23 protein-coding genes and 1 pseudogene are annotated in these 26,081 nt (G+C 56.9%); 14 read left to right on the top strand and 10 right to left on the bottom strand.

What is annotated here, in order from left to right:
- Nucleotides 1-30 precede the first annotated feature (30 nt).
- The 5 genes from V7660_RS06375 to V7660_RS06355 all read left to right on the top strand — a co-directional run bounded on the left by V7660_RS06375 (nt 31) and on the right by V7660_RS06355 (nt 6,569).
- A complete protein-coding gene (locus V7660_RS06375) occupies nt 31-1,443 on the top strand; it encodes an MFS transporter (protein WP_335602290.1) in 1,413 nt (470 codons plus the stop codon).
- Between the two features lie 161 nt (nt 1,444-1,604).
- Nucleotides 1,605-2,903, top strand: coding sequence for an amidohydrolase family protein (locus V7660_RS06370; protein ID WP_348211764.1), 1,299 nt, complete (start codon nt 1,605-1,607; stop codon nt 2,901-2,903).
- Between the two features lie 181 nt (nt 2,904-3,084).
- Nucleotides 3,085-4,662, top strand: a complete 1,578-nt coding sequence (locus tag V7660_RS06365) for an AMP-binding protein (protein ID WP_335602288.1) — start codon at nt 3,085-3,087, stop codon at nt 4,660-4,662.
- Entirely contained in the window at nt 4,659-5,756 is a 1,098-nt protein-coding gene (locus tag V7660_RS06360; RefSeq protein ID WP_335602287.1) for a zinc-dependent alcohol dehydrogenase, read from the top strand. The genes V7660_RS06365 and V7660_RS06360 overlap by 4 nt, the downstream gene beginning before the upstream one ends.
- A 24-nt stretch (nt 5,757-5,780) precedes the next feature.
- Nucleotides 5,781-6,569 carry an SDR family NAD(P)-dependent oxidoreductase gene (locus V7660_RS06355; RefSeq protein WP_335602286.1) on the top strand — a complete coding sequence of 263 codons (789 nt, stop codon included), beginning with the start codon at nt 5,781-5,783 and terminating at the stop codon, nt 6,567-6,569.
- Nucleotides 6,570-6,584: 15 nt separating this feature from the next.
- On the opposite strand, the gene V7660_RS06350 is transcribed toward V7660_RS06355, so the two are convergent.
- Nucleotides 6,585-7,460, bottom strand: a complete 876-nt coding sequence (locus V7660_RS06350) for an SDR family NAD(P)-dependent oxidoreductase (RefSeq protein ID WP_335602285.1) — start codon at nt 7,458-7,460, stop codon at nt 6,585-6,587.
- A gap of 233 nt (nt 7,461-7,693) precedes the next feature.
- Between V7660_RS06350 and V7660_RS06345 the strand changes: the two genes are divergently transcribed.
- Nucleotides 7,694-8,854 carry an acyl-CoA dehydrogenase family protein gene (locus V7660_RS06345; protein WP_335602284.1) on the top strand — a complete coding sequence of 387 codons (1,161 nt, stop codon included), beginning with the start codon at nt 7,694-7,696 and terminating at the stop codon, nt 8,852-8,854.
- Between the two features lie 9 nt (nt 8,855-8,863).
- Complete coding sequence (locus V7660_RS06340; protein WP_335602283.1) at nt 8,864-9,886, top strand: acyl-CoA dehydrogenase; 1,023 nt, start codon at nt 8,864-8,866, stop codon at nt 9,884-9,886.
- Between the two features lie 159 nt (nt 9,887-10,045).
- Here V7660_RS06340 and V7660_RS06335 read toward each other — a convergent pair whose 3' ends face one another.
- Nucleotides 10,046-10,888: an NAD(P)-dependent oxidoreductase gene (locus tag V7660_RS06335; RefSeq protein WP_335602282.1), complete on the bottom strand. Its 843-nt coding sequence runs from the start codon at nt 10,886-10,888 to the stop codon at nt 10,046-10,048.
- Nucleotides 10,885-11,742 carry an SDR family NAD(P)-dependent oxidoreductase gene (locus tag V7660_RS06330; RefSeq protein WP_335602281.1) on the bottom strand — a complete coding sequence of 286 codons (858 nt, stop codon included), beginning with the start codon at nt 11,740-11,742 and terminating at the stop codon, nt 10,885-10,887. The genes V7660_RS06335 and V7660_RS06330 overlap by 4 nt, the downstream gene beginning before the upstream one ends.
- A 188-nt stretch (nt 11,743-11,930) precedes the next feature.
- On the opposite strand from V7660_RS06330, the gene V7660_RS06325 reads away from it, so the two are divergent.
- A complete protein-coding gene (locus V7660_RS06325) occupies nt 11,931-12,404 on the top strand; it encodes a nuclear transport factor 2 family protein (protein WP_335602280.1) in 474 nt (157 codons plus the stop codon).
- Entirely contained in the window at nt 12,401-13,294 is an 894-nt protein-coding gene (locus V7660_RS06320; protein ID WP_335602279.1) for an SDR family NAD(P)-dependent oxidoreductase, read from the top strand. Before V7660_RS06325 ends, V7660_RS06320 begins: the two co-directional genes overlap by 4 nt.
- 37 nt (nt 13,295-13,331) lie before the next feature.
- Here V7660_RS06320 and V7660_RS06315 read toward each other — a convergent pair whose 3' ends face one another.
- Together V7660_RS06315 and V7660_RS06310 are read right to left on the bottom strand one after the other, a co-directional pair.
- Nucleotides 13,332-14,462 carry a sulfotransferase family protein gene (locus V7660_RS06315; RefSeq protein WP_335602278.1) on the bottom strand — a complete coding sequence of 377 codons (1,131 nt, stop codon included), beginning with the start codon at nt 14,460-14,462 and terminating at the stop codon, nt 13,332-13,334.
- 27 nt (nt 14,463-14,489) lie between these two features.
- Nucleotides 14,490-15,413 (bottom strand): NAD-dependent epimerase/dehydratase family protein, encoded by a 924-nt coding sequence (locus tag V7660_RS06310; RefSeq protein ID WP_335602277.1) that lies wholly within the window; start codon nt 15,411-15,413, stop codon nt 14,490-14,492.
- Between the two features lie 326 nt (nt 15,414-15,739).
- Here V7660_RS06310 and V7660_RS06305 point away from each other — a divergent pair, with 326 nt between their 5' ends.
- A complete protein-coding gene (locus tag V7660_RS06305) occupies nt 15,740-17,044 on the top strand; it encodes a spinster family MFS transporter (RefSeq protein WP_335602276.1) in 1,305 nt (434 codons plus the stop codon).
- 39 nt (nt 17,045-17,083) lie between these two features.
- Here the strand turns inward: V7660_RS06305 and V7660_RS06300 are convergent, their stop codons facing one another.
- Nucleotides 17,084-18,193: an acyl-CoA dehydrogenase family protein gene (locus V7660_RS06300; protein WP_335602275.1), complete on the bottom strand. Its 1,110-nt coding sequence runs from the start codon at nt 18,191-18,193 to the stop codon at nt 17,084-17,086.
- 189 nt (nt 18,194-18,382) lie between these two features.
- Here V7660_RS06300 and V7660_RS06295 point away from each other — a divergent pair, with 189 nt between their 5' ends.
- Together V7660_RS06295 and V7660_RS06290 are read left to right on the top strand one after the other, a co-directional pair.
- A complete protein-coding gene (locus V7660_RS06295; RefSeq protein WP_348211844.1) occupies nt 18,383-19,600 on the top strand; it encodes an acyl-CoA dehydrogenase family protein in 1,218 nt (405 codons plus the stop codon).
- On the top strand, nt 19,597-20,373 hold the full coding sequence (locus V7660_RS06290) for an enoyl-CoA hydratase-related protein (protein WP_335602273.1): 777 nt from the start codon (nt 19,597-19,599) through the stop codon (nt 20,371-20,373). Before V7660_RS06295 ends, V7660_RS06290 begins: the two co-directional genes overlap by 4 nt.
- A 32-nt stretch (nt 20,374-20,405) precedes the next feature.
- Here the strand turns inward: V7660_RS06290 and V7660_RS06285 are convergent, their stop codons facing one another.
- The gene (locus V7660_RS06285) at nt 20,406-21,203 is read right to left on the bottom strand and encodes an enoyl-CoA hydratase/isomerase family protein (protein ID WP_335602272.1); all 798 of its coding nucleotides are present in this window, start codon (nt 21,201-21,203) and stop codon (nt 20,406-20,408) included.
- 218 nt (nt 21,204-21,421) lie between these two features.
- On the opposite strand from V7660_RS06285, the gene V7660_RS06280 reads away from it, so the two are divergent.
- A complete protein-coding gene (locus tag V7660_RS06280; protein WP_335602271.1) occupies nt 21,422-22,357 on the top strand; it encodes a LysR family transcriptional regulator in 936 nt (311 codons plus the stop codon).
- A gap of 77 nt (nt 22,358-22,434) precedes the next feature.
- Here V7660_RS06280 and V7660_RS06275 read toward each other — a convergent pair whose 3' ends face one another.
- The 3 genes and pseudogenes from V7660_RS06275 to V7660_RS17240 all read right to left on the bottom strand — a co-directional run.
- The gene (locus V7660_RS06275) at nt 22,435-23,289 is read right to left on the bottom strand and encodes a MaoC family dehydratase (protein ID WP_335602270.1); all 855 of its coding nucleotides are present in this window, start codon (nt 23,287-23,289) and stop codon (nt 22,435-22,437) included.
- Between the two features lie 39 nt (nt 23,290-23,328).
- Nucleotides 23,329-23,571 (bottom strand): Zn-ribbon domain-containing OB-fold protein, encoded by a 243-nt coding sequence (locus tag V7660_RS06270; protein WP_335602269.1) that lies wholly within the window; start codon nt 23,569-23,571, stop codon nt 23,329-23,331.
- A 24-nt stretch (nt 23,572-23,595) separates the two neighbouring features.
- Nucleotides 23,596-23,739: pseudogene (locus V7660_RS17240) on the bottom strand (zinc ribbon domain-containing protein); the annotation flags it as partial.
- 71 nt (nt 23,740-23,810) lie between these two features.
- On the opposite strand from V7660_RS17240, the gene V7660_RS06265 reads away from it, so the two are divergent.
- On the top strand, nt 23,811-26,081 hold the full coding sequence (locus tag V7660_RS06265; protein WP_335602268.1) for a CoA transferase: 2,271 nt from the start codon (nt 23,811-23,813) through the stop codon (nt 26,079-26,081).

The following is a 26,081-nucleotide window of genomic DNA, read 5'->3' as shown; positions in this document are numbered from 1 at the left end:
GAAAATCTCAGATATCCGATAGGAAAGCCGATGTCCGACGCCGTCATTCCCGAAAAAAGCGCCCGGGCTGTCCCCCAGCCGGAGCGAGCGAAGTCTCCAATCTCGGCTGTTGCGATCGTCACAATTAGTGTTCTCATTGTCCTCTATCTCATGTCCTTTGCGGACAAGCAGATGTTTTCACTCCTCGTCGATCCGATCGGGGCTAATCTCGCGCTGAGTGACGTGCAGCTTGGCGTACTGAATGGGATTGCCTTTTCCTCAATGTATATAACCGGCGTGCTCATTGCGGGCTGGTGTGTCGACCGTTTCGAGATCAGGACAGTCCTCTTTCTAGCGGTTGCCTTCTGGTCTTTTTTTGCAGCATTTTCGGGCTTGGCGAACGATTTCGGAACGCTGTTCATTGCTCGAGGGGGCGTTGGGCTCGGCGAGGCGTTCCTGCCGCCAGCTGCCTATGCGCTTTTGGCCGCCACCTTTCCCAGGGACCGACTGGCATTCGCGAACGGTGTGTATCATGCAGGGGCGAATATTGGCGCCGTGCTGACACTGATATTTGGCGGCATGCTTATTGGAGCGCTGACGCGTCTCGGTTCAATCAGTCTGCCGATCATCGGTGAGATAGAGGGCTGGCAGGGAGCGTTTCTCTGTACCGGGCTGCCCGGCATTGCATTGGCCTTTCTGGCCTTTTTCCTGCCGCGTACTCGAAAGCATCGCTCAGCTGAGCAGCAGGCAGCAGCGGAGGCCAAAGCCAAGGCGGCCAAGGAGGTCAGCTTTACCGCTTTCCTGGCAAAGAATCCCGGCCTTGTAACTGCCCATGTTCTAGCCGTCGCGCTGCTTGCAGTGCTCGCCTATTCATTAATTACATGGAGTCCTGCATTTCTGGGGCGCACGTTTGGCTGGTCGCATGAGCGCATTGGCTGGACGCTCGCGGCAGGCTCAGCTGCCGGCGGGCTGGGCAATATCTTCTGGGGCTATATCTGCGATCGCTATTATCGAAAAGGATATAATGACGCGGCCTACCGCGTCTTCACCTTTGCCACGCTGATCGGTGTTCCCTTCATCATTGCGGCCTTTCTTCTGAAAAGCGAACAATGGTTTATCGTGCTCTATTCCGTGGCATGGTTCACAGCGAGTAGTTTCGGTCCGCTCGTAACGGCCGTACAGCTTTTTGCGCCGTCGGCCCTGCACGGGCGACTCGTGGCCATTCAGACCTGCTTCGTCGGCCTGTTCGCAATAGGGGGTGCGCCGCTCATTGTGGCGGTTCTGGCGGATCTCTATGGCGGGGAGGCATATATCGGCGAGGGCATTGCCACAACAGCGACGGTGGTAGGCGGCACCGGAGTTCTATTGCTTGTCCTGGCCACGCGGAGACTGCGAAATGCAGTCGCAATTGAAAACGCGGCGCACGATGCGTCTGACGGGCAATCCGCCCCGGAAACGGATTGATGCGAACCCGCGCGATTCCGGGAGTCTATTCGCATCGCTGCGCGAGGGAAATGCGAACGCTATGTGAAATCGCAAGATGTGCAAACAGGTAGCGACATGATAAGTGATGGTGCGTCACAAAACAGCCGCTGACTGAGCGCAGGCTAAGGGAGATTGAATCGATGGAAATGAACGACATGATTTTGGTGAGCGTGGATGACCATGTTTGCGAGCCTGCTGACATGTTCGAGCGGCACATGCCCGAGAAGTTCAAAGATCGCGCGCCACGCGTCGTGAAGACGGAGCATGGGCAGGCCTGGGTGATCGAGGACAAGAAAGTCACCGGGCTGGGCCTGAATGCCGTCGTCGGGCGCCCCAAAACAGAATACGGCTACGAGCCGATGTCCTTCGATCATCTCCGGAAGGGCTGTTTCGACATTCACGCCCGCATTGATGACATGAATGCAAACGGCGTTCTCGGTTCATTGAATTTTGCCCAGTTTCCGGGATTTTCTGGCGTCCGTTTCATGCGCCAGGAAGACAAGGCGCTCGCTCTTGCGACAATCCAGGCCTACAATGACTGGCACATGCATGAATGGGCTGGGCCATATCCGGATCGGATCATCCCACTCGCGCTGCTGCCCTTGTGGGATATCAAGCTTACGCTGGCAGAACTCGATCGCATGGTGAAGCTCGGCGTACACGCCATCAGCTTTACCGACAACCCGGCGCTGATTGGTCTGCCCAGCCTTCATGACCCTTATTGGGAGCCACTCTGGTCAGCTTGCGAAGAGGCCAATGTCGTTATTTGCGCCCATATCGGTACGGGCGCATCAGCAGACCATGCGTCAGACCTCTCGCCCATCAGTGCCTGGATCACGTCCATGCCTATATCCATTGCCAATTCCGCGGCTGACTGGCTCTTCGCGTCATTTTGGAAAGATCATCCAAAATTGAAATTAGCGCTGTCCGAAGGCAGCATCGGCTGGGTGCCGTACTTCCTTGAGCGGGCAGAGTGCACGGTACGCCAGCATGGTCAGTGGACGAACCTCAATCTAGGGGGTCTTAGCCCGACAGAAATCTTCCGCCGTCACTTCATCACCTGTTTCATCGAGGATGATTTCGGAATCAAGAATCGCCATGAGATCGGCATCGATAACATTACTTGGGAATGCGACTATCCTCACTCGGATACACAGTGGCCATATGCGCCCGAAATGCTCTGGGACGCTGTCAAAGACCTTCCCAAGGATGAAATCGACAAGATTACACACCTCAATGCCAATCGGGATTTCAGCTTTGCGCCCTTTGAGGGCATGGGCGGTCGCGAGAACTGCACGGTCGGTGCATTACGGGAACTCGCGCGTCAGAAAGGTGTCAATGTGGAGGAACGGGTCGGCATGGGGGGGCTGGCACCTCGGCTAGAACGGGGCAAGCCAGTGACATCCGGCGATGTGAAGAAAATGCTGTCAACTACCTGAGCCAGAGGCCGGAAACCGCCGGACATCAGTGATTTTTCGCGGCTTGCTTCGAATGATGCAGCTTGTCCGGGCCTGTCCTGCGGCTTGAACATCCCTCCCTCCCGACCGGAAGGCATACATCCGATGCAAGGAATCCCAAGTGTTACACAGAAACGATAAAGTGAGACCACTTCACCAAACCGTGACCAAAGTCCTCTCTGAGGCCGTAGAAAGACATGCCCAGCGGATCTTCCTCGATTTCTCGGGCACCACCTACACTTACGAAGATCTCGATAGAGAATCCAACCGGCTTGCGAATGGGTTGAAGGAACTCGGCGTGAAACGCGGCGACCGGGTTGGCCTGCTTATGGACACTTGCGTCGAAGCCATCGAAATATGGTTCGCAGTCAACAAGCTCGGCGCAATCTTCGTCCCGGTCAACGCGGCTTATAAGGGGGAATATCTACGGCACCAGTATGGTGACGCAGGCGTCGAGGTTGTTTTTGTCGAACCGCACTATCTCGACCGGATCGAACTCATCGCAGATGATTTGCCGGATCTGCGTGTGGTGATCCAGCGTGGTGACGAGATGCCGGAGTCAAAAGTCCTGGATGTGCGGCGCTATACCGATGTTTTGGGAGAAAACACGAAGTTCGTTGATGAAAATAAATTCAGCGACATATCGATGCTTATATATACAGGCGGCACGACGGGACCTTCAAAGGGTTGTATCGTCAGCCATAATTTCGTGTGCAACCTGGCGCGTCAATCTGTCGAAAATGGCAACCGGACCAGCGAGGATGTTAATTGGTCTCCCTTGCCGCTTTTTCACCTGAACGCATTGGCGTCCACGGTGCTGGCCTCTGCCATGGTTGGGGCGCGAGCATCCCTTTATCCCCGCTTTTCCGTCAGCAAGTTCTGGGATGAAATCGAACGAAGCAAAGCGACCCTGGTGAATCTGCTGGGTTCCATGTTGTCCTTCATTGCCGATCAGCCTGATAGCGAAGCCAGTAAGCGGTGCTATGGGCAGCTGCGTGCCATTCGGGGGTCTCCCTTTTCGCCAGAATTGCAGGAAAAATGGAAAACACGGTTTGGCGTCAAAGTCGCCGGCTCGAATGTATACGGCCTGACGGAAGCCTGTGTGGTCACCAGCCTGCACGATGACGAGTACGCCAAGCCAGGATCGTCGGGCAAGCGCAATGCCGATTTTGAGGTCCGCATTGTTGATGAGAATGATGAAGAGGTTCCGCCGGGTGTGGCGGGCGAAATCATCGTCCGACCCAACCGGCCGCATATCATGTTCGAAGGGTATTGGGGGCGACCTGAAGATACTCTCAAGGTCATGAAGAACCTGTGGTTGCATACAGGTGATATTGGCATGTTCGACGAGGACGGATATTTCTTCTTTGTCGACCGCAAGAAGGATTATTTGCGGCGCCGGGGAGAAAATATCTCCAGCTTCGAGCTGGAAAAGACATTTCGTCAGCATGCTGCGGTTTCGGATGTCGCCATACATGCCGTCTTTTCAGAAACTGCCGAAGATGAAGTGAAGGCGACTCTTGTGATGAGGGAGGATGCTGATCCTGTTTCGGAAGCAGATCTTTGCCAATGGTGTGCCGACCGTGTCCCGTATTTTGCAGTCCCCCGATATATCGAGTTCCGGTCGGACCTGCCACGCAACCCGGTTGGTCGCGTGCTGAAATACGTGCTGCGTGATGAAGGCTGCACGCCTGCGACCTGGGATCGGGAAGAGGCCGGATTTAAGCTCGAGAAACGATGATGAAGGCGAAGGCAGCGGTTCTCATAGCCGACCGGACATTTGACTTCCGTGAGCTACCCGTACCAGATGCCCCCCCCCAAGGCGGTGCCCTTTTGCGCGTAGAAGGTTGTGGCATGTGCGGCAGCGATATTGAGCAGTACAAGGGCGGCACGGCAAAGGCAGGTATCGGGGCGTTCCCTGTTATACCCGGACACGAAATTCTCGGAAGAATCCAGAGTCTTGATGCTGCAGGCGCCCGGCGTTGGGATTTGGCAGAAGGTGACCGCGTGGCGGTTCACGGACTTGCGCCTTGCGGAGTGTGTCCGCCGTGCATGCGGGGTGCCAAGTGCGTAGATGCCTTCTATTACGGTTTCCGGTCTTTGAGTGACGGGTCTGGCCTGTGGGGCGGATATGGCAATTATATGGAGATTGCGCCGCTGACGAAGCTCTACCGTATTGCCGATGATTTATCTGTCGAGGACGCTTTGCTTTTCAATCCGTTCGCGGCAGGATTTGACTGGGTCTTGCGTCTTGGCAGGCTGCAAGTCGGACAATCTGTCCTGATACTGGGCGGCGGTCAGCGAGGCCTGGCCAGCGTCCTGGCCGCAAAGGATGCTGGCGCGTCGCAAATTATTGTTACAGGACTTCGGCGCGATGCCTTCAAGCTGGAGATTGCACGCCAGTTCGGGGCGACGCATTCGCTGATTGCGGAAGAGACTGATGTGGCCGAAGCCATAGCTGAGCTGACGGCGGGCCGGGGCGTGGATCTTGTTGTCGACACGACGCCAAATGCCTTCCAGCCCGTGACTGATGCGATCAAGGCGGTCCGCCATGGCGGCCGCATCGTGCTGGGCGGGATCAAGGGTCACAAGGACATGCCCGCCTTTCCGGTCGATGAACTCTTGATGAAGCAGATCGAGATGATCGGGGCACTCTCGTCAAGTCATTGGGGGGTCCAGCAAGCCATCCGACTGGTTGAGGAAAGGCGCTATCCGGTGCACCTGATGCACACTCACAGCGTACCCATTCAGGACGTCGAGAAAGCGATCCAGACATTGGCCGGTGAAATTCCGGATGATCCGGCCCTGCACATTTCCATCATTCACACGCATTAAAGGGGGCGGGGGATGGATTTGGGGGTGCGAGACAAATTGTATATCGTCTTCGGGGGCTCGCGCGGCATGGGTTTCGAAGCGGCTCGGGTGCTGGCAGCGGATGGAGCCAGACTTGCCCTTGTCAGCCGGTCGCGCGCCGATATCGATGCGGCGGCGGCCAGTCTGTCGAAAACCTGCGGCATCAGCGCTTCGGGATATGTGGCTGATGGCGGGAAACCGGGCGCTATCGAAGCAGTTATCGGAGACATTGCCGATACGATGGGCACCCCGCGCGGCTTGCTTGTCACCACGGGCCTCACCGGGCGAAATGGCACTCTAGAGGATGTTGATGATGATGACTGGGAGGCAAACTTCCAGGATGTACTGATGGGCCATGTGCGCGCGATCCGGGCGACTGTGCCTTTGATGATAGCGGGGGGTGGTGGAACGGTTGTGACCACGGCCGCTTATTCAGCCCGCATGGCGAAAAGCTTTTTATTTCCTTATGCGGCGATGAAGGCAGCGGTCATCAACCTGACCAAGAATGTCGCGAAGACATATGGTGCGGAGGGGATACGTGCAAATTGCGTCTGTCCGGGAGCTTTCGAAACCCTTCGAGTTTCTGCACGCCTCTCCGAGATCGAGGAGGCTGACGGACTATCGAGAGCGGAGGCCAGGCGCATCCTCATGCGAGAGATTTTCAAGATGCCGGTCGCGCTTGACCGCCCCGGAAAGGCCACTGAGGCCGGGGACCTCATGGCCTTCCTGCTTTCTGAACGAGCCGCCTACCTCACAGGGGCAATTATCAATATTGATGGGGGGACGGACTTCTGAGTTCCCGCACCAACTTCACTCGACCGCCATCAGGCTCTTAGGTTGGCGGGTGGGGAACATGACCTTGCCGGTTTCGACGGCATGAGCGAGCTCCTGAGCCGAGAACTCCGGGGCAGGGACATAGCCCGGACCATTTTCCAGTCTTACTTCCCGGATAATCCCGCCGCCGGCAACAATCGTCTTGCCCGTTTGCGGAGCTGACAGGTCACTCACCATATACAGCACAACCTCCGCTACCTTATCGGGTGTGTAGACGGCCTTGTAGTCCTCATTGGTGACCGCCTCAGTCAGGCGGGTGTTCGCGGCCGGGGCGAGCGTCCATACACGGATACCGTAGCGTTCGCCTTCCAGGGTAAGGGTATTGGAAAACCCCCAGACACCGCCTTTGGCTGCACCATAATTCCCCTGACCGAATTTGCCTTGCAGCCCTGAGGTCGAACTCGTATTCACAATCACCCCGCCTCTGGCTTGCGTTTTCATCTGGATAAACACCGGACGTGTCACGCAGAACGTGCCCTTGAGATGTACGTGCATGACATCATCCCAGTCCTTTTCATCCATCTTGGCGAGCGTTCGGTCGCGCAGAATGCCCGCATTGTTGACCAGGATGTCGACGCCGCCGAATGCATTGATCGCTGATTGAAGAATCGAATCGCCTCCTTCGACCGTGCCGACATCGGCAGCATTGGCCACGGCTTCGCCGCCAGCTGCCCGAATTTCTTCTGCCACCCTGTCTGCCGAAGCTGAAATTGACACGCCACCGTCGGATGCCACGCCATAATCGTTCACAACGACTTTGGCGCCCTCGCGCGCGAAGGCCAGTGCGTAGGCCCGGCCAAGCCCTCCGCCAGCACCTGTCACGATTGCGACCTTGCCATTCAGAATACCCATCGTCCGCTCCTCAGTTCATTGTACGGGAAACTATTGTTGCTGTGCCCACGAGTCTGAAGCAGGTGGTTATGAAAGTCAGTGGGTTTCTGCGGCGCCTTTTAAGGGAAGTCGGAAAGATGTCTGACGGAGTTCGCATGAGCGCCCGGGATAAAATATAGGCAGAGTGTATCTTCAACATTCAAGGACCCCCCTGTTCGGGTGGGTTCTCTAGCGCGTGTAGGGAGACAAGTGTCATGAACCTGGACTTCAGCCCCGAAGATGAGGTATTTCGCGCAGAAGCGCGCGACTGGCTGCACGACAATGTCCCGCGTGAAGCACGCCCGCCGTCAGATCAGGGCATGCGGGCATTTGATCTTGCCTGGCAGAAATTGCAGTTCGAGGGGGGATGGGCCGGTGTGTCCTGGCCGCAGGAGTATGGCGGCCGCGGCCTGGGCCTGACCCGTCAACTGATCTGGTATGAAGAATATGCCAAGGCTGGCGCGCCCAATGCGGAGCTTCTGTTCGTCGGCTGCAATCACGCAGCCCCGACCCTCATGACTTGGGGCACCGACGCACAGAAACAGTATCACCTGCCGCGCATACTCAAAGGAGAAGTGGCCTGGTGCCAGGGGTTCTCGGAGCCAAATAATGGATCCGATCTCGGCGGCTTACGGTGCCGCGCCGTGGTCGAAGGTGATCATCTCGTCGTCAATGGGTCGAAAATCTGGACCAGTTCGGCACATCTGGCAGACTGGCAGGAATTGCTGGTGCGCACGGACACCGATGTCCCCAAACATAAGGGTATCAGTTGGGTCATCTGCGACATGAATACGCCAGGCATTGAGCTTCGCCCCATCCTGATCATGACGGCGCCCGGACATCATCACTTCAACCAAGTCTTCTACAACGATGTCCGTATACCGCTGAGCAATGTGGTCGGGCCGCTGAACGAAGGCTGGAAAGTGGCGATGTCGACGCTCGGCTTCGAGCGGGGAACGGCGAGCATGTCAGAACAGATCCGGTACAATGTCGTGGTTGAAAAACTCGTCGACCTTGCACGTGAGCGGTTTGGTGCTGCCGCACTGGAGCATGATGAAATCGGGGCGCGGCTCGCCCAGCTCAGAGCAGAGTCCTCCGCGGTTCGGGCGATGACCTATTCGATTGCATCGCGTGCGGCTGGTGGCCAGCCACCAGGATCCGAAGCATCATTGATGCGGGCCTTCTTCAGCCAGCTGCAACAACGTATTCGCCGGATCGCCCTTGACGTCATCGGTGCAGACTCGCTTGAGCTTCCTGATACCGATGATCCCTGGATACGACCCTATTTGCGTTCCTACAGCAACACGATTGCTGCGGGAACTTCGGAAATACAACGAAATATCATTGGCGAGCGGGTGCTCGGATTGCCACGTTAGGGGTCTCACATGCATTTATTGCCAACAGACGAACAGGTTCAAATCGTAGATACAGTCACCTCATTCCTGTCGGATATGGCTCCTGTCGAAAGACTCCGTCCGGACAAGTATGGGCAAATCGGCAATCCTGACTCAAATCTTTGGCCTCAACTCGGTGAACTTGGTTTTCTTGGACTGGGACTGGCAGAGGATGATGGCGGGGTTGGATTGGGCGCAGTCGAGGAAGCCCTTGTGTATCGCCAGTATGGTCGAAACCTTATCTCGCCAGAAATCTTCGGAATAACGCTCGGGGCGCATATGGCGGCCGACGCACATCTCAACACGGCTAGCGAGATCATGTCCGGAAAGATTCGGGTTGGACTTGCCAATCCGCGTGGAGTGGTAAGCTCTGACAATGGCCTGAGTGGAAGTTTTCACCTGATCGAAGCAAATAGAGCCGACCTCGTCGTTGTGCTCGCACCAGAAGGCCCCTACCTTCTGCCCGCGTCCGCATTCGAGGATATTGAAGACGGCTGCGGTATGGACAGCCATACGCTTTTGCGCCGCGCGCAGCTGCGCAATGCACAGCCTATGTCCAGCCGAGCTATCTCGAACACGCACAAGCCAAGAGCACTTCTGCTTTTGGCGGCGTATGCCTCAGGCCTCTCCAAGGCGTCACTCGACATGGCTGTCGACTATGCGAAGATGCGCGAACAGTTCGGAAAGCCGATCGGGGCCTTTCAGGCGGTCAAACACAAATGTGCGGATATGGCGATCGCTGCCGAAGTAGCCGCGTGCCAAGTCGATTTCGCATCGGTCGTAGTGGCGGAGAACAGACCGGATGCGTACTATCATGCAACAGCTGCCAAGCTCGTCGCAGTGGAGGCTGCCCTGAAGAATGGCGCCACCAATATCCAGGTGCATGGCGCGATCGGCTTTACCGCAGAAGCAGATGCCCATGTCTATCTCAAGCGCGCACACACGATTGATATCCTTGGGGGGGACCTGAGAACGACGCGGGCTTCAATGATTGGTCAGGCGGCGCCAAGCTGACACAGAAGGAACTTCCGTGGTTGCGCATTTATGCGTGTGCGTAACTCGACACTTGACGGCGTCCTCCGGGCAATCAAGAAAATTGGACTGGAGGCGCCGTCATTTTTTCCAGATGGAGTGAGAACTCAGGGGGAGGGCTGCAGGAACGACATCAGGTCTTCAGAAGTCCTCGCGATTCTTCGCATAAGTTTTCAACAGGTCTGGCGTCTCCGCGACGATGTCGAGCAGCGTCGTTTCACTGACCTTTTTCTGCTCGGCATATTCCACAAGGTGGTGAATGTCCTTGAGCAGATTGCTTGAATCCCCGGTCACTTTTCTGAATTGCTGGTTGTTCATAATAAGTCGCAAACCTGTGCTGGCCCCCGACGAGGCCGCAAAGACTTCGGCCGCGACCCGCTGGTCCATGCCGAATTCACGAGCCAGCTGCAATGCGTGGACAGCCATCGCTGTGTTCGCGAAGCAAAGATTGTTGTTGAGGAGCTTGGCGGCCTGTCCTGTACCAATGCCGCCCATATGAAAAATGTTCGAGCCAAAGGATGCCAGGACTTCCCGCACTGCTTCGAGTGTGTCGATATCGCCGCCCACCAGTATGGACATGGTCCCGGCTTCCGCCCCGTCCGGGCCGCCGCTTACCGGGGCGTCCAGAAGACGCAGCTTTCGGATATTGGCTTCCTTTTCCAGATCCACCATGGTGCCAGGGAGGACTGTGGAATGAATGCAGATGATCGTACCTGGCTCAGCTCCGGCAAACACGCCATCGCTTCGTAGCAGAATGTCGCGGACGTCATCGTCATTTACGACACAAATTCCGATGATTGGACACTGGCGTGCAAGGTCTGCCGGACTTGCAGCAACCGTGCAGCCGCCTTCCCGATAGGCAACCATGCTGGCCTCTCGACGTGCCCAGACGGCAAGGGGACGGACCCGGGTGATGCGCCAGGCAATTGGCGCCCCCTGATTGCCAAGACCTATAAACCCGACACGTCCGGTAGCGCCACTCATGCCTTTGCCTCCGCTGGCGCGCGGTGGCGGTCATCCTTGTCGGGGGTGAAGTTGGAGGTGAGGTCGTTGGAGGAACAATGCAGGTTGCGTCCGCCATCCACGGGGATCACGCATCCCGTGGTAAACGAGCTGAGATCGCTCGCCAGAAAAAGGGCGCTCCTGGAGATCTCGACAACACGTCCATGGCGCTTCATGGGCAGTCGGTTTTCGAACTGTTCCAGTACGGATGGATCCTTGAACAGTGCTTCAGCGCCGCTGGATTTGATGAGGGCGGGCGAAATGATATTGAAGCGGATATTGTCGCGTCCGAACTCAGCAGCGAAGTTCTTCATCATCTGGACTTCGGCAGCCCGTGCGCAGGAATAGACTGAGCGTTCTGTCGTCGATTCAAATGCCGATCCGGAGCCTATATAGACGACTGACCCTCCGCCCGCTTTCTGCATGTGAGGAATGCACATAGCGGAAATCCAGAAGCGACTTTTAAAGATGTAGAGAAACTGTTCATCGATCTCTTCATCCGGTGTATCTATCGACGCACCAAAAAAAGGACGAATGGTGGGTGAGATGACGAGGGTCGTGATCTGGCCAAACGTGCTGATTGCAGTGTCGACGATGGCCTGTAGGTCGGATTTTGTTGACAGGTCGCCAGCCTTGCCGACCGCGATCGGTTTGCCAGTAGCATATTTGGCGTTTAATGCCCCCGCCTTTGCGTCAGACGCTGTCTGCGACCGGCTGGTAATGATGACCTGACCACCGCCGGCCGCGATGTCTTCGGCGATCTGGGCCCCCATGCCCTTAGTCGCACCGATAATGATGGCTGTTTTGCCGGACATATCAAAGCTGTTTTCGGGCATGAAGGCGCATCTCCAAATTCACTTCAGCGGTCGTAGCAACAGAACGCTTATGATTGGCCATGAGAATTGCGGATTGGCCTGCGCCGCGTCCGTTTTCGCCTAAATGGGGGGGTGGATCGAAATATGCTCACTGCGCAGAATGCCCGGATAGCTCGGAAACGGGCAACTCAACCGGGAGAAGTGCGCGCATGCATCCACAGTCAGACGAAATGGCAATACGCAGTCTCGCTGCTGCCTATACCGACGCGGCGAACCGGCGGGACGGCGCGGGTATGGCGGCCGTCTATGCCCCGGACGGACAGCTTGAAGCGCCATCAGCAGGCGATCCCGTTGTGGGGCGGGAAAAGCTCGAGAAGCGCTTCAGGCGGCTCGTTGAACTAGAGCGTGACTTCCTGTTTCAGATGACGCATTCTGGGGTTGTGCAAGTGAATGGCGATAGAGCCATGGCGAGGTGGTGGTTTACCGAGCTCAAACAACCGTCTGGCCAGCCGGTCGAATGGGTGTGCGGAGTTTACCAGGATGAATGCGTGCGCCTCGACATTGGCTGGCGCTTTGCGCGGCGGGTAGTGTCTTCTCCATTCAGGTGGGTGCTTCCCGAAGGTCAGGATATTAATGCCCTACTACCTTCCTTCCTGCCAATCTCAGGCTTGCCGACAGCATGATGTCGACTACGCAAACAGGCGAGAAGCCGGATCCATTCGACCGACTCCGTCTTGAAGGAAAGGTCGCGGTGATCACCGGTGGCGGCGGAGGTATTGGACGGGCTATTGCCCTCCGGTTCGCCGAACTGGGCGCAGACATTGCGATCGCCGAAATCATCCCGGAACGAGCAGACGAGACGGTCGCACGTGCACGCGAATTCGGACGCCAGGCGATAGCCCTCCCGACGGATGTCATGGATACCGACCAGATCAGGGCGGCGATCGAAAGGACAGACGAGACGTTTGGGCGCATCGACGTCCTGGTCAATAATGCGGGCGGCGTGGCAGGCAAGGCCTTCCTCGATCAGAGCGAAAGAAGCTGGCGGCGGCACATCGACATCAATTTCGTCAGCATGCTGGCGGCTACATCCGCGGCAGTCCCGGTTATGATCCGCGGTGGACGGGGGGGCAGCATCATCAATATCACCAGTATTGAGGGCATGCGTGCGGCGCCAGGCTATGCGGTTTACGCGGCGTGCAAGGCCGCCATGATCAATTTTACAGAATCGATGGCGCTGGAGTTCTCCGCCGATGGTATCCGGGTCAATGCGATTGCGCCGGATCATACGATCACGCCAGGCGGGCGGGGCAACCGGACCGGGCCTGTTGATCCTCTGACCTGGCTCCATCGTTCTGATGAAGCCCAAGACGCCATGAACCGGCTCATTCCGCTGGGCCGGGAAGGCCTCGATACGGAATGTGGTGACGTTGCCGCCTTTCTGGCCTCCCCGATGGCGAGCTATATGACGGGCGTCACGCTACCCGTGGATGGCGGCACGATGGCGGCAGGAGGCTGGCACCGGGACAGGAACGGCCGCTGGACACAGATCGAGGGGCAGGGGCGAAGTTGAGCGTGTGATCTGCTTGTTTCGGCGCCTCGTCTTCCTCTCAGTGGAAACGGGCAAGATAGTCCAGGAATCCAGCTCTGATCGTCGGAGAGTCCAGACCGAACTCATCATGTGAATAAGTATGGGCACCGTGTTTGCCTTTTGGGCGTGCTTTCAATCTTGCGTGTAGGCGGTCCGAGAAATTCTTTGTGAATTCCAGGCCCAGCGCATCGTACAGAGAATGCAAGGTTGCGACAGGATCTTCATTCAAGTCCTTCTGATGAACATCTACGAACATATGTTCGCCCAGCCGCCTGCGCGATTCCATGGCGACTTTAATGCCTGCGGACTGGAATTCCAGTTGCATGCGACCCAGGGCAGGCTTGTCTACGGTTTCGCCGCCCGCTTCGCGGATGGTCGAAACAAGACTGCACACTGAAGGTATGCTTAGGGCTGGATCACGATGCGCCCATACGAACCGGGTATCAGGAAAGACCGAGGCAATCGCAGTGAGGGAGAATATATCTGGCGGATTCTTGAGGTTCCAGTACGGCGCCGGAGACTTCCATTGCAATAATTTCAGCACCTTTGCAAAATACATATAGGCCGGGCGCATATCGACATCCTGCAGCCAGTTAGTATAGCCCGGAATAGGCCAGAGACTTGGGAGCTGCAGGTTGCGGAAGGTCAGGCCAAGCTGGATGCCATGTTCCGAGGGATCTTCCGGTTCGACGGGCAGCATCGTCTTGAGAGCCGGTAGCGCCGCATCCCGCGCGGCAAATGCGCGGCTTGTCTCCTCAATACGGGGGTCGAATTTGTTGTGCGCATCCGGTGGCGGGGTGACTTGTGTTGACTCCCAACGCCTGATCGAGCGCATCTGAGGGTCCTCGGACAGGAATTGCGACAAGGCGGTTGTTCCGCTGCGCGGCAAGCCTATGACGAAGATGGGGGAAGTAATGCGTTCCTCAAGGATGGATGGGTGCTGCTTGAGGCAGGCTTCAATACGCAATCTTTCGCTGAGCGATGCAATGATGCTGGTTTCTGCCTGTCTCAGGCGAGATTGCGGCAAGTTTGATTCGAGCCGCAAGGAGTCGCAGAAAATGGTCAGGCCATCATCAAGCGGTTCATCTCCAAAATCATCCAGACCCGTCAGGTCGATAGCTTGCTGCTTAAGGGTGCGGGGATCCAGCATGTTTCAGCCTTTCAGTTCTGGTGAGGTTCAGGAAACGAGGGCATCTGGGCGGCGCGCTTCGACCATCCGGCGCATTCCCTCTTTCCATCGAACCTGCCATTCCATGCCAAGCGATGTCCCGTAATCCGTATCAGTAATACGGCCCCACAATGTCTTGCCTGCCCCGTATTCAAAGATTGGCTCGCGTCCGACCAGCTCTCCGATATACCGGCACCACTCCTCAAGCAGTACGCCTTCCGGCCCGCCCCAGTTAACCAGGGTCGCGGGGGAGGATGCGGCGCGGGCGAACACTGCGAGGTGGCGCACCATGTCATCCTCATGGATAGGTGAATGAAGGCAGGGGCGACCTTTCGGAAGAAGCACTGGCCGCCCTTCGATTATGGACTCCAGATGGTGACCCGGCAGGCCCCCATCATCGTATGGCCCACCATAGGAAACGTCGAGACGGGCAATAGTTGCCGGCGTGCCGTTAATCCGGGAGAGCGTCCTGACAACGCCTTCTGCAGCGAGTTTAGTGGGGCCGTAATTCGGGGCGAAAGGCGTTGTGCCGCCGACATCATCCGTTTCCTTGTACCTGTGATGAGGGTCCGGATTATCCAGATAACATCCACTCGCAGAGACGAATATAAAGGCATCCACATGGCGGTATTTGTGCATCAGAAGACCAGTGCCTTCCGCATTCTGGAGCATTCCGTTTTCCGCTGTTCCCGGCTTGGTGTTCGCGGCTACATGGACGACGATCTCGATCTCATCTGGTGCGTCATCGAGTTCACCCTTGGCAAAATCCCCGATAATGGTTTTCACCCCGGCTTGTTCTGCACGTTCGCGAGACCCCGGGCTTGAGTAGCGCGCAAGACCCCATACGTCATTGTCCTGTGCCAGTTGGTCTGCGAAGGCCCCGCCAACTTGGCCGGTCAGTCCTGTAAGCAGAATTTTTTTGCCTTTTAGCATGGCGCTCTCCCTTGTCTGAACGAATAGCCGACGAACGCGTCCGGGTCTGGAAGCTTTTCCAAAGTGTTGAGGAAGAGCGGGTGGACCAAAAGTTCGGTCGATCAGTATTTATTGTATGGGACGGAGTATAGCGGCCGCTTCATGCTCCGTATTATGTGATCGTGACTTTCACATATGGGAGAGTCCCATTAGCTGAGTCCGGAGCTGAAGGTTAGGGTTAGGTTGGTTCAAAGTTTGCCCGAGTGACGATTGAAAACAGCCGGTCAAACCCGGCATGGGGGTGAGACGGCCACCGGCTTCGCTGATCCCGAAGAGAGGGAATGCGCATGGATGACGATTTGAAGACAGACCCGTCGCCGCCCAGGGCAGAAGACGCCTTAAGCCAAACACCAGAGCCTGAGCGAGGCGCCTATCGCTGGTATGTGCTCTTCGTGCTGACAGCGATCTTCACGGTGCACTATATCGACCGCACGGTCATGTCAGTCGTCATCGAACCGATCAAGGCGGAGTTCGGCCTGTCCGATTCTGCGCTCGGCTTGTTATCGGGCCTTGCCCATTCCGGGGCGCTGTCCCTGCTGGCCCTGCCCATGGGCTGGTTCAGTGATCGTACCAACCGGGTTCGCATGGTCTCCGGTGTTGTAATGATCTGGAGTGCGATTACGGCCCTTGGCGCGCTGGCCGCAGGCTACTGGTCTCTGCTGTTTATGCGGATGGGCGTGGGTGCTGCAGAAGCGGGAGGGCCGCCAGCCAGTGTGTCAATCATCGGCGATCTATTCGAGCGTCGTGAATTGCCAACAGCGATGGGTGTATATTACCTGGCGATGGGATTGGGGACAGGTCTGATCTTTCTTGTTGGCGGCTATGTTGCCGAGTTCTTTGGTTGGCGCGCCGTATTTCTGATTGCGGGCATTCCAGGTTTTTTCCTTGGGCTCATCCTGCTGTTTACCGTGCGAGAACCTCATCGGCGTTCAACACCTGACGGCACGAAAGCGCCTGGACTCAAAGAAGTCGTGAAAGCTCTCTCCACGAACAAGGGCCTGTTGTTTATTATCCTTGCCGGGACATCTGCATCGCTCGCTCAGGCCGCCTTGCTGACCTGGATGGGGCCATTCCTGATCAGGTCGCGCGATCTCAGCCTCGGTGAAGCCGGTGTGGTCATGGCGATTGCCGCCGCAGGCGGGAAAACGCTCGGGTCGCTGCTGGCTGGCGTAATGACCCGGGTGATGGCGCGGGACCGGATCCGTGAATTCTTCCGGTTTCCCTCGCTCATGTTGCTGCTGTCGCTGCCTACATGCTGGATTATGGTATGGGTTGACAGCGTCGCGCTGAGCATCCTGTTCGCGATCCTGCTGAGCGTCATTCTCGGCTGCTGGTCGGGGCAGGTGACTGCCATCGTGATGACGGCCAGTCCCTTGTCCATGCGGGGTACGGCAACCAGCACTTATTGGCTGATGGCCAATCTTGTCGGAGTCGGCCTCGGCCCGCTGGTCATCGGTCTGATCAGTGATCTGGCAGGGTCGCTCGGTACAGCCATGGCCATTGCGACCATCATCAATGCGTTTGCGGCTGTGTTCTTTTATCTATCGTGCCGGAATGTCAGGGAAGAGGAGGACCCGGTCTCTGCTGCCTGAGTTTTCGTTTTATCAGGTCTCCATCGGGCAGGGCAGATCTTATGCCGCTAGATCAGCCTCAATGGCAGTTGCGAGCAATTCCTTCCACTCCCGGGCCGCGCCTCCCACGAGGGCAAGATGACGGGCACGGCGAAAATACAGGTGGCAGTCGGCTTCCCAGGTGAACCCCATCCCGCCATGGGTCTGAATGTTTTCCTTCGATGCAAACCAATACGCGTCACACGCCGAAACGCGGGCCGCGGCGGCGGCGAGCGGCAGTTCCGCTTTGTCGCCGGCAAGGGCCCAGGCCCCGTAATAGGCATGTGCCCGCGCCAGCGTGTTCTTCACATACATGTCCGCAAGCTTGTGCTTGATGGCCTGAAACCCGGCAATCGGTCGACCAAATGCAAAACGCTGCAACGCAAAATCGCGCGCCATGTCGAGACAGCGTTCGGCGCCACCCAGCTGTTCGAACGCCGTGAAGACCGCGACGCCTTGCAGGACCCGGCAGAGCAGATCTTTGCCTGTCCGACCGGTGCAAAGCGGTTCAGCCGGTGTTTCATCGAATACCAGACGGGCCACCCCCCGGCTCTGGTCAATACTTTCGAGAGGCTGTGCCTCCACGTCTTCAAGCGAGACAATGAACAGACCGATCTCTCCCTTGTGGCGTGCCAGCACGATCGCAGCGCCAGCAATAGCGCCGTCGGTCACAGGAGCCTTTGTGCCGGACAGTTTGCCGTTTTGATAAGTGGTTTCGATGGCGTCCAAATTGAGCGCACCGGGCTGTTCCGACAGGGCGAGACAGCCAATCAATTTGCCCGCTGCAACTTGAGGCAACCAATCCTGACATTGTACGGTAGACCCACCGCACTGAACCGCCTCGGAAAATCCGAACACTGTGGAATTGAACGGGATCGGCGCGCAAGCCCGGCCAAGTTCCTCGGCAATCGCACACACATCCACCCGGCCGAGACCGAGGCCACCGACTGCTTCGGGCAGGCCGGCTGCCACCCACCCCATATCGATGACTTGCTGCCAGAGATCGGGATCGTAGGCACCCGCATTCGTTTCCAGGCTTTTCCGGACACGATCAGGCGGGCATTCGGCATCAAGGAACTTGCGTGCCTCTGTTTTCAGGAATTGCTGGTCCTCTGAGAAGTCGAAATTCATGCGTTGGTCACCCTGTGCCGCTTGACTAAAATAGTGGCTCAACCTAGCCGCAGAACGTCCTGACAGGTTAGGCCAAAACATCCCGGACAGGTCCGATTTACGCATCTGTCGAGGGCTGGGGTTTTGTGGCGCTTGCGATATTTTGCTCATCTTGACATTGACGCATCAGACATGAGCAGAGGATCTCTCTTGGATTTCGACGATACTGACGAAGAAGCCGCCTTCCGCAAGACTGCCCGCGACTGGCTGGCAGCCAACGGGCCGGCGAAGGGATGGTTTGCAAGCTTACCGACCGATGCGGAAAAGCTACAGGCCGCGCGTGATTGGCAGCGGACCAAGTTCGAAGGCGGGTTTGCCTGCATAACTTGGCCAAAAGAGGTTGGTGGCGGGGGTGGTACATCTATCCAGCAGGTCATCTACAATCAGGAAGAAGCGAAATATGACGTTCCGCGTGGCTATTTCGACGTGACGTTTGGCATGTGCCTCCCGACACTGATGAAAGTGCTCGGGGCGGACGCCACGAAACGGTTCATTGGGCCAGCCCTTCTGGGCGAGGAAGCGTGGTGCCAGCTCTTCTCGGAACCCAGTGCGGGATCTGACCTTGCCGGCCTCCGAATGCGTGCCGTCCAGACCGGCAACACGTGGATGGTCAACGGTCAGAAAGTCTGGACCTCAGGTGCGCATTTCGCAGATTATGGTCTGCTGCTGGTGCGTACCAGTCCGGAAAAGCCCAAACACAGGGGTCTCACCATGTTCTGGGTCGACATGCGCTCGCTCGGCATCAAGGTTCAGCCGATCAAGCAGATGTCGGGCCGGTCGATGTTCAACGAAGTGTGGTTTGACGATGTGGAAGTCAATGACAACCAGCGCATCGGCGAGGTTGATGATGGCTGGAGAATGTCCCTCGTCACCTTGATGAATGAGCGGTTGTCAATTGGCGGCGGGAGTGGGCCGACCTATAGGGACGCCATGAAAACCGCTGCGGAAATAACCGGGCTCGATGGTCGTCCAGCGTCCGAGGATCGCGCGTTCCGGGAGAAAATAGCCGAATGGTATATTGCGTCCAAAGGTGTGGAGTTGACCGGGTTCCGGACGCTCACCGCCCTGTCGCGAGGGGAAACGCCCGGTCCGGAATCGTCGATTAGCAAACTCGTCTCGGCCAACACCGCGCAGGCCGTAGCGTTGGAGATGATGGATGTCCAGGGGGAATGGGGCGGCGTGCGTGACGCTGAGGAATCCGTCGCAAACGCTGTTTACCAGATGTCGATGATGATGAGTCCTGGCGGACGGCTGGCGGGTGGCACCGACGAGGTGCTTCGGAATATCGTCGCCGAACGCGTTCTGGGACTTCCGGGCGATATTCGCGTCGACAAGACTGTGCCATTCAACAAGATCCCGACCTCATGACCGCAGGGCAATCAGCAGCCGCAGGCACAGAACCTGTCCTGAGCGATTTGGTAGATGGTGTGCAGTGGCTGACGCTCAACCGGCCGGACCGACTGAACGCGGTCACGCCAGAACTTTATGAACAGCTGAAAGCGCGCGTGGCGGAAGCTGCTTCAGATCAGCGTGTGAAATGCGTCGTGCTGACGGGGGCGGGAAAAGGATTCTGCGCCGGCAAGGACCTCAAGGCTACTGTCGCAGAACAGAAGGCGACGGCTGGCGAATGGCTGGAGGCCCGGATTGATTATCTTCTGGCGTCCTCACAGATATCAAAAATGCTCCACGAAATGGAGAAGCCGACGATCGCGATGGTCAATGGGGCGGCGGCCGGGGCGGGGTTGAGCCTCGCGGCCGCTTGCGACTTGCGAATTGCGGGGGAAGGTGCCGTGCTGACATCGGCGTTCGTGAAGGTCGGTTTACCCGGTGACATGGGGGGCACGTGGTTCTGGACCAGGATATTGGGGGCTGCCAAGGCCAGGCGACTCTATCTCCGAAGTGAGCGCTTCGATGCGCAAGCAGCGCTGGCATTCGGTCTTGTCGATGAGGTGATCAGCAATGACGGGTTGAAGGCGCATGTTTCCACGATCGCCGCGCAATTTGCCTCGAATTCTGCGACAGCGTTGCGGTTTGCCAAGGCCGCGCTGAATGCAGCCCCGTCCTGCACTCTTGACGAGATGCTCGAGGTCGAAGCTGTGAATACGGCGAGGGTGGGCCTGGACGCCGCGATGCAGGCCTAGCAGGTTACGTCACCCGCCAGGCCCTGTCGGCGCTATCTGATGCGGTATTTTTGTTTCTGACCGAGCTTGCGCTCTGTTCCCGCCATGGCGATCGGATTGCCGATCTGGGTATACATCAGGGCATTTTCCATGGCTTCGCGATGGGGGAGGCTGAGCGCTTCCCAGATCGCGCGTACGGATCCTTCGATGGCGACCGGGTGCTTGTTGGCGATGGATGCCGCCAGCTCCCTCGCACGATTCCACAAATCATCGCGGGTCACGATCTCGGTCACGAGGCTGATGCGCAGGGCGGTTTGTGCCGACATCCGTTCTTCATTTCCGAGCAACACCATTCGCTGGATTTCCGACAGCGGCATTCTTGCGAGAGCACCGACCGGTTCACAAGCCGATACCATGTTGAAGCTCACATGCGGGTCGAAAAAGGTCGAATCATCCGAACAGATAATAATGTCGGCTTCGTTCAGGAAGTAGAAGGCGCCGCCTGCACAGATGCCTGAGACGGCGACGATCATCGGTTTCCAGACCTTGTTGGATTTCGGTCCGAGAGATTCCGCAGGATCATCCATCTGCCATGGTTTCTGACGCGCGTCCGGCAGGCGGTAAGGTGTAATTCCAGGCCCCCCCTTTACATCAGCGCCGGAACAGAAAGCCGGGCAGGGGGCAGCCTGAAGGACAATCGCGCGCACCGCATCATCGTCCCGGATGCGGTTCCATACATCGGTGAATTCGTTCGTCATGTCCCTGGTGAAACTATTGTACGCTTCCGGGCGATTGAGCGTGATCGTGGCAATCCCCTCCGACACATCAAAAAGTATAGTCCTGTAGTCCATGAATCCTCTCCCAATGTTATGCTGAGCCCATCAACTGGGGCTGATATCTCGACGAAACTAAATTAATTTATGACGTACCGTCACTGAAAAACCTATTCTTTTTCAATTTGGCTTATGTGTTTTCAATCAAGACCATTGCAAAATACGTGCAGTTGAGACAGCCTACAGCACGGGAAAAAAACAAAAAATATAAAATCTGCAAATCTTGGGAGGTAAAAATGTCGGAGATAGATAGACTTATTCGTTTTGCTGCAGTTGCTGAAGAGTTGTCATTTAGCAAGGCGGCGCGACGTTTGAATGTTGATCAACCTTGGCTTTCGCGACAGATCCAGCAATTGGAGATGCGGCTTGGATTCCCACTGTTCGTGCGCAGCACACGATCCGTTCGACTAACTCGGGAAGGGGAGCTGCTCTATGAAGAGGCCTATCTGCTGAAGGTCGCCAGTGACGAATGTCTCGACAAGGCGAAGCACATGATGAAGAGCCACAGTCAGGTCATTCAGGTGGGGGTCAATCCGTTCACCTATTGGGTGCCTGAGCGGCGTGAGCTATTCACCCAATTCGAGGAGCGGCATGATCGCGTCAGTGTCGAGATTACGAGCAATTATACATCAAGACTGATTTCGAAACTGCGCAAACGACTGATCGATTTTGCACTTATCCCCTTGTTCAGTGACCTGCCCGACCTGGAATCATTGATTATCCACTCCAGCCCCGTCAGCCTGCTCGTTCCGAAGGAGGATGAACTGGCAAATCGAGATGAGATTACGCTCGACGATCTGAAGGGACGCAAGATTCCGGTTACCAATCCCCGGATCAATCAGGAATTTTACGATCGCATCTATGCCCCGGTCATTGATCGGGGATGTGAGGCCATTATTGTTCCGGAAGGTGCCCAGGCCATCGCCCACCTGGCTCAGGAGCAGCGGCTGCCCTTTATAAGCTTCAGCTACCCGCATAGCGATCCCGGTGTAGATGGATCGTTTGTCCATGTTCCGCTTACGGGTCGTGCTCCTACCGTTGAATATGCCCTTGTTCGCAGGAATGAGCCGCCACGCGCAACCGTCTCGCATTTCTGGAAAACGGCAGAAAGTCTGGCGCCGGCGTCGCGGACGAAAAAAGGCCGCAGCGTACGGCAGGAAGAAGCCGCTTAAGTCAGATATCTCGGGTCTCGGGCTGGTTCTTGGCTGCCAGCCCGACGCAGGCCGGCTGGCTTTTCAAAGGGTGCAGCTCAGTCCACCAGCACCGCACGGCCATTCTTGAGGACGGTCGCATCGCGCTCCCGTACATGCGCGGTGAAGGATATCTCGGTTCCCGACTTCCACAGATGGAAAGTTATAGTGTCACCGGGCAGAACGGGTGCGGAAAAGCGGACATGCAGTTCCTTCAACGTTTCTGGTTTGAAGTGACCAAAGGCATCAAGGATGATGCGAGCCGCCAGACCATAGGTGCACAAGCCGTGAAGTATGGGCCGATCAAAGCCGGCGGATAATGCGACGCCCGGATCTGCGTGAAGGGGATTGTAGTCTCCGCTTAGTCGGTAAAGGAGCGCCTGATCGGGTCGAGTTGTGATCGTCGTGACCAGGTCCGGCGCTCTGTCAGGCATAGGATGCGGCGGTGGCGCGCCATCTCTGGGGGCGCCGCAATTGCCATCGCCGCGCGCAAAGGATGTGACCCTGACTGTGGCGAGCGGTATATTCGTTTCAGCGTCTATCAGGTCAGTTTCGGTGTTAACCACTGCACCCTTGTCGCCCTTGTCGTATACCGACAGGACGCGTCCTTCGCCCCGGAGGCGGCCATGTGGTGGCATGGGATTATGCCAGATGATTGATTGTTCGCCGTGAACGGACATACGGTAATCAATGCCGAGTGCATCGACGGTGACGCCGAGACCGCGGACCAGAATGGCCGCGATGGTCGGCATCGCCTTCTGATCTTTCTCGTAGACGAAAGGCAATTCGCGTTCATCCAGCGGATCGGAGCCAAGCCCGAGACCCAATGAGTACAGCATCGAATCCTGACGGGTCCATTCCTTGGTGTGACCTGAGGATGTGAGGTTTAGAATTTCCGGATACTGAATCGGCATTTATGTTTCTCGGTCTGTTGAGGTGAGCTGGAGGCGCGATTAACCACGCGCGGGCGAAGGTGCGAAAAGTGGGAGCCACACATCTTCAACCTGTTCGAACACGACGCTGACGGGCATGCCGATCCAGACATTTTCGGGCGCACAATTAACGATGTTGGTTGTCAGATTCAATCCGGCCTGCTCCTCAAGCGTCACAATGGCGATTGTGTAGGGCGTTTCGAGGTCCGGCTCCCATTTCTGGTGATTGATTGTATAGGTGGAGACGACGCCGCGCCCTGACATAATCGCGGGCGCAAGGTCACGTGATAGGCAGCGTCTGCAGATGCCTGTATGCGGATGAATATAGAGAGCGCAATTCTGACACTGCGTAATAATTAAATTGCCTGAAGATCCGCCTGACCAGAAATCAGAATTATCTTTGTCTATAACAGGAAGGTGATGTCTAATCATGTGGGTTTCAATCATCAATCAATGTGATACTTCTTCACTAATCATACTGCGTTGTGGGAGCAATAGCCGATATGTCCGAAGGCATTCTGAGCAAGATCAGGGTCGTAGAGTGGTCAGGAGGCCACGCCTGCGCCTATGCAGGCCTTTTGCTGGCTGAATCAGGGGCGGACGTCGTTCTGATTGAGGGGGATGAGTCCGGGCCGAGGCACAACTTGGCATCATTTGCTGTCTGGGATCGCAGTAAGCGAAGGCTGAAGCGCAATTGCGAGACACCAGAAGGCATGGAGATGCTGCACGATCTCCTGTCCGAGGCAGACATTCTGCTGACTGATATAACGCCCAGCGAAAGGAATCGCCTCGGGCTGTGTTCGCATATCATCAAGCACAGGCATCCACAGTTGATCGTCACGGAGATTGGCGGGTGGCCGGCGGGGCACACGCTGGAGGATGTTCCCGTGGATGATACGCTGGTTCTTGCTGAGGCGGGACTAATGGACGAGCAGGCCGGCGTTCGGGAGGGTCCTATCTATCTGAGATTCCCGCTGGGCAGCTGGGGGAGTGCTTACCTTGCTGCCATCGGCACAGTTGCCCGTCTCATACAGAGGGCGCGGGGAAAGGGTATCGGAGGCGTCTCAACAAGCCTCGTTCAGGGTGCGCTCGCGCCGAGCGCGATGTTGTGGCGCACGGCGGAAAAGGCGACGCCAGCATTCAAAAATTCAATGGGGAAGAGCATTCGGTCTCCCCAGTTCGAATGTGGGGATGGGGTGTGGATCCACATCAAATCCACTCCGGATCACGCACCCTTGATGCATGCCGCGCTGCAGGAACTTGGAGCCGAACGGATTGCGCAGCTGAATGCGGAAGAAAAAGGCGATCACATTTGTCCCAACTGGGGTGCAAACAAACACATCTTCAAGACCCGACCGAGCAAAGTCTGGCTTGAAGATCTCTGGTCGGCAGATGTGGCCGTGCAGCCTGATGTGCCCATGGGGCATATCTATTCTGATGCGCAAGCCAGGCTGAATGGCTACGTCATCGAGTTCGAGGACCCTATCTTCGGCAAGACATGGCAACCCGGTGCTCCGGTTTCAATTGAACCGCCGATGCGTGCTTGCCGCCCCGCGTCCTCCGCGTCACCTTGGCGCGATGAGGACTGGTCGAGCGAAGCCGGGAAAAGTCACATTGCGTGTCCGCCTGACGCGGCGCTTGATTTGCCTCTGAAAGGCGTGAAAGTGGCTGACTTCGGAGCCTTCCTCGCCGGGCCGTTCGCAACCATGATGCTGTCCGACCTTGGCGCTGATGTGGTGAAGGTCGAAGGCCTCACGGGCGATCCCCTTCGCCGCAATGATGGCGCCTTTTTTGGCTGTCAACGGGGCAAGCGTTCGCTTGCGGTCAATCTGAAGCACGAAACGGCGGCTGATATCATTAAAAGGCTTACCAAATGGGCCGACATCGTTCACCACAATATACGGCTCCCGGCTGCACATCGCCTCGGTATCGACTATATGAAACTGTCGGCGATCAATCCTGACCTTATCTATTGTCATGTCAGCGCTTATGGCCCGAAAGGCCCTCGCAAAGACTGGCCGGGATATGACCAGCTGTTCCAAGCACAGACGGGATGGGAATTCGAAGGAGCCGGCAAAGGCAATCAGCCGATGTGGCACCGTTTCGGCATGATGGACCATCAATGTGCACTCGCCAGCCTCTTTGGTACATTGCTGGGCCTGTATCACAGGGACAATGGCCATGGTGGCCAGGCTGTCGGGGCTTCACTGCTTGGTGCCGGATTGATGACGGTGAGCGAGACAATCATGCTCGAAGACGGTTCGCTGACACCCTATCCGGTGCTGGACCAGCAGCAGATGGGTGTATCTCCGACCCGCCGTTTGTATTCGTGTAAGGATGGTTGGGTCGCCTTCGCCAGCGATATGCCCGAAGCGTGGGAAAGCCTGCAGCATCACACGGACGAAACCAGCGTGCGCGGCGTCGAGCATTACCTTCAAGGCTTGTCTGTTGTCGACGCCCTGGCACTGGCTGGCCATTGTGAAATTCCAGCGGCCGAGGCAAGGACCGATAACCGGGACAGGTTTTTTGAAGATCCGGCGAACCTGGACAGAGGTCTGGTCGCCCGGTTCAATCAATCGAAATTCGGACAGGTCGAGATGGTAGGTTCATTCTGGCTCTTCGATGGCCAGCCTGCTTTGCCTCAACACGGCGTACCGGACCTGGGAGAGCATACCGTGCTATGTCTGGAAGAGCTGGGTTTCAGTCAGATCGAGATCCGCAATTTGTGCCGAGACAAAATAGTTGCAGATCTGCGAAACGAGGTAGCCGAATGA

It is taken from the genome of Hyphomonas sp. (genome assembly GCF_036964145.1).
In the GTDB taxonomy this organism is placed as follows: domain Bacteria; phylum Pseudomonadota; class Alphaproteobacteria; order Caulobacterales; family Hyphomonadaceae; genus Hyphomonas.
Note: the sequence above shows the minus strand (reverse complement) of the source record. Positions and strands in the feature narration are given on the sequence as shown.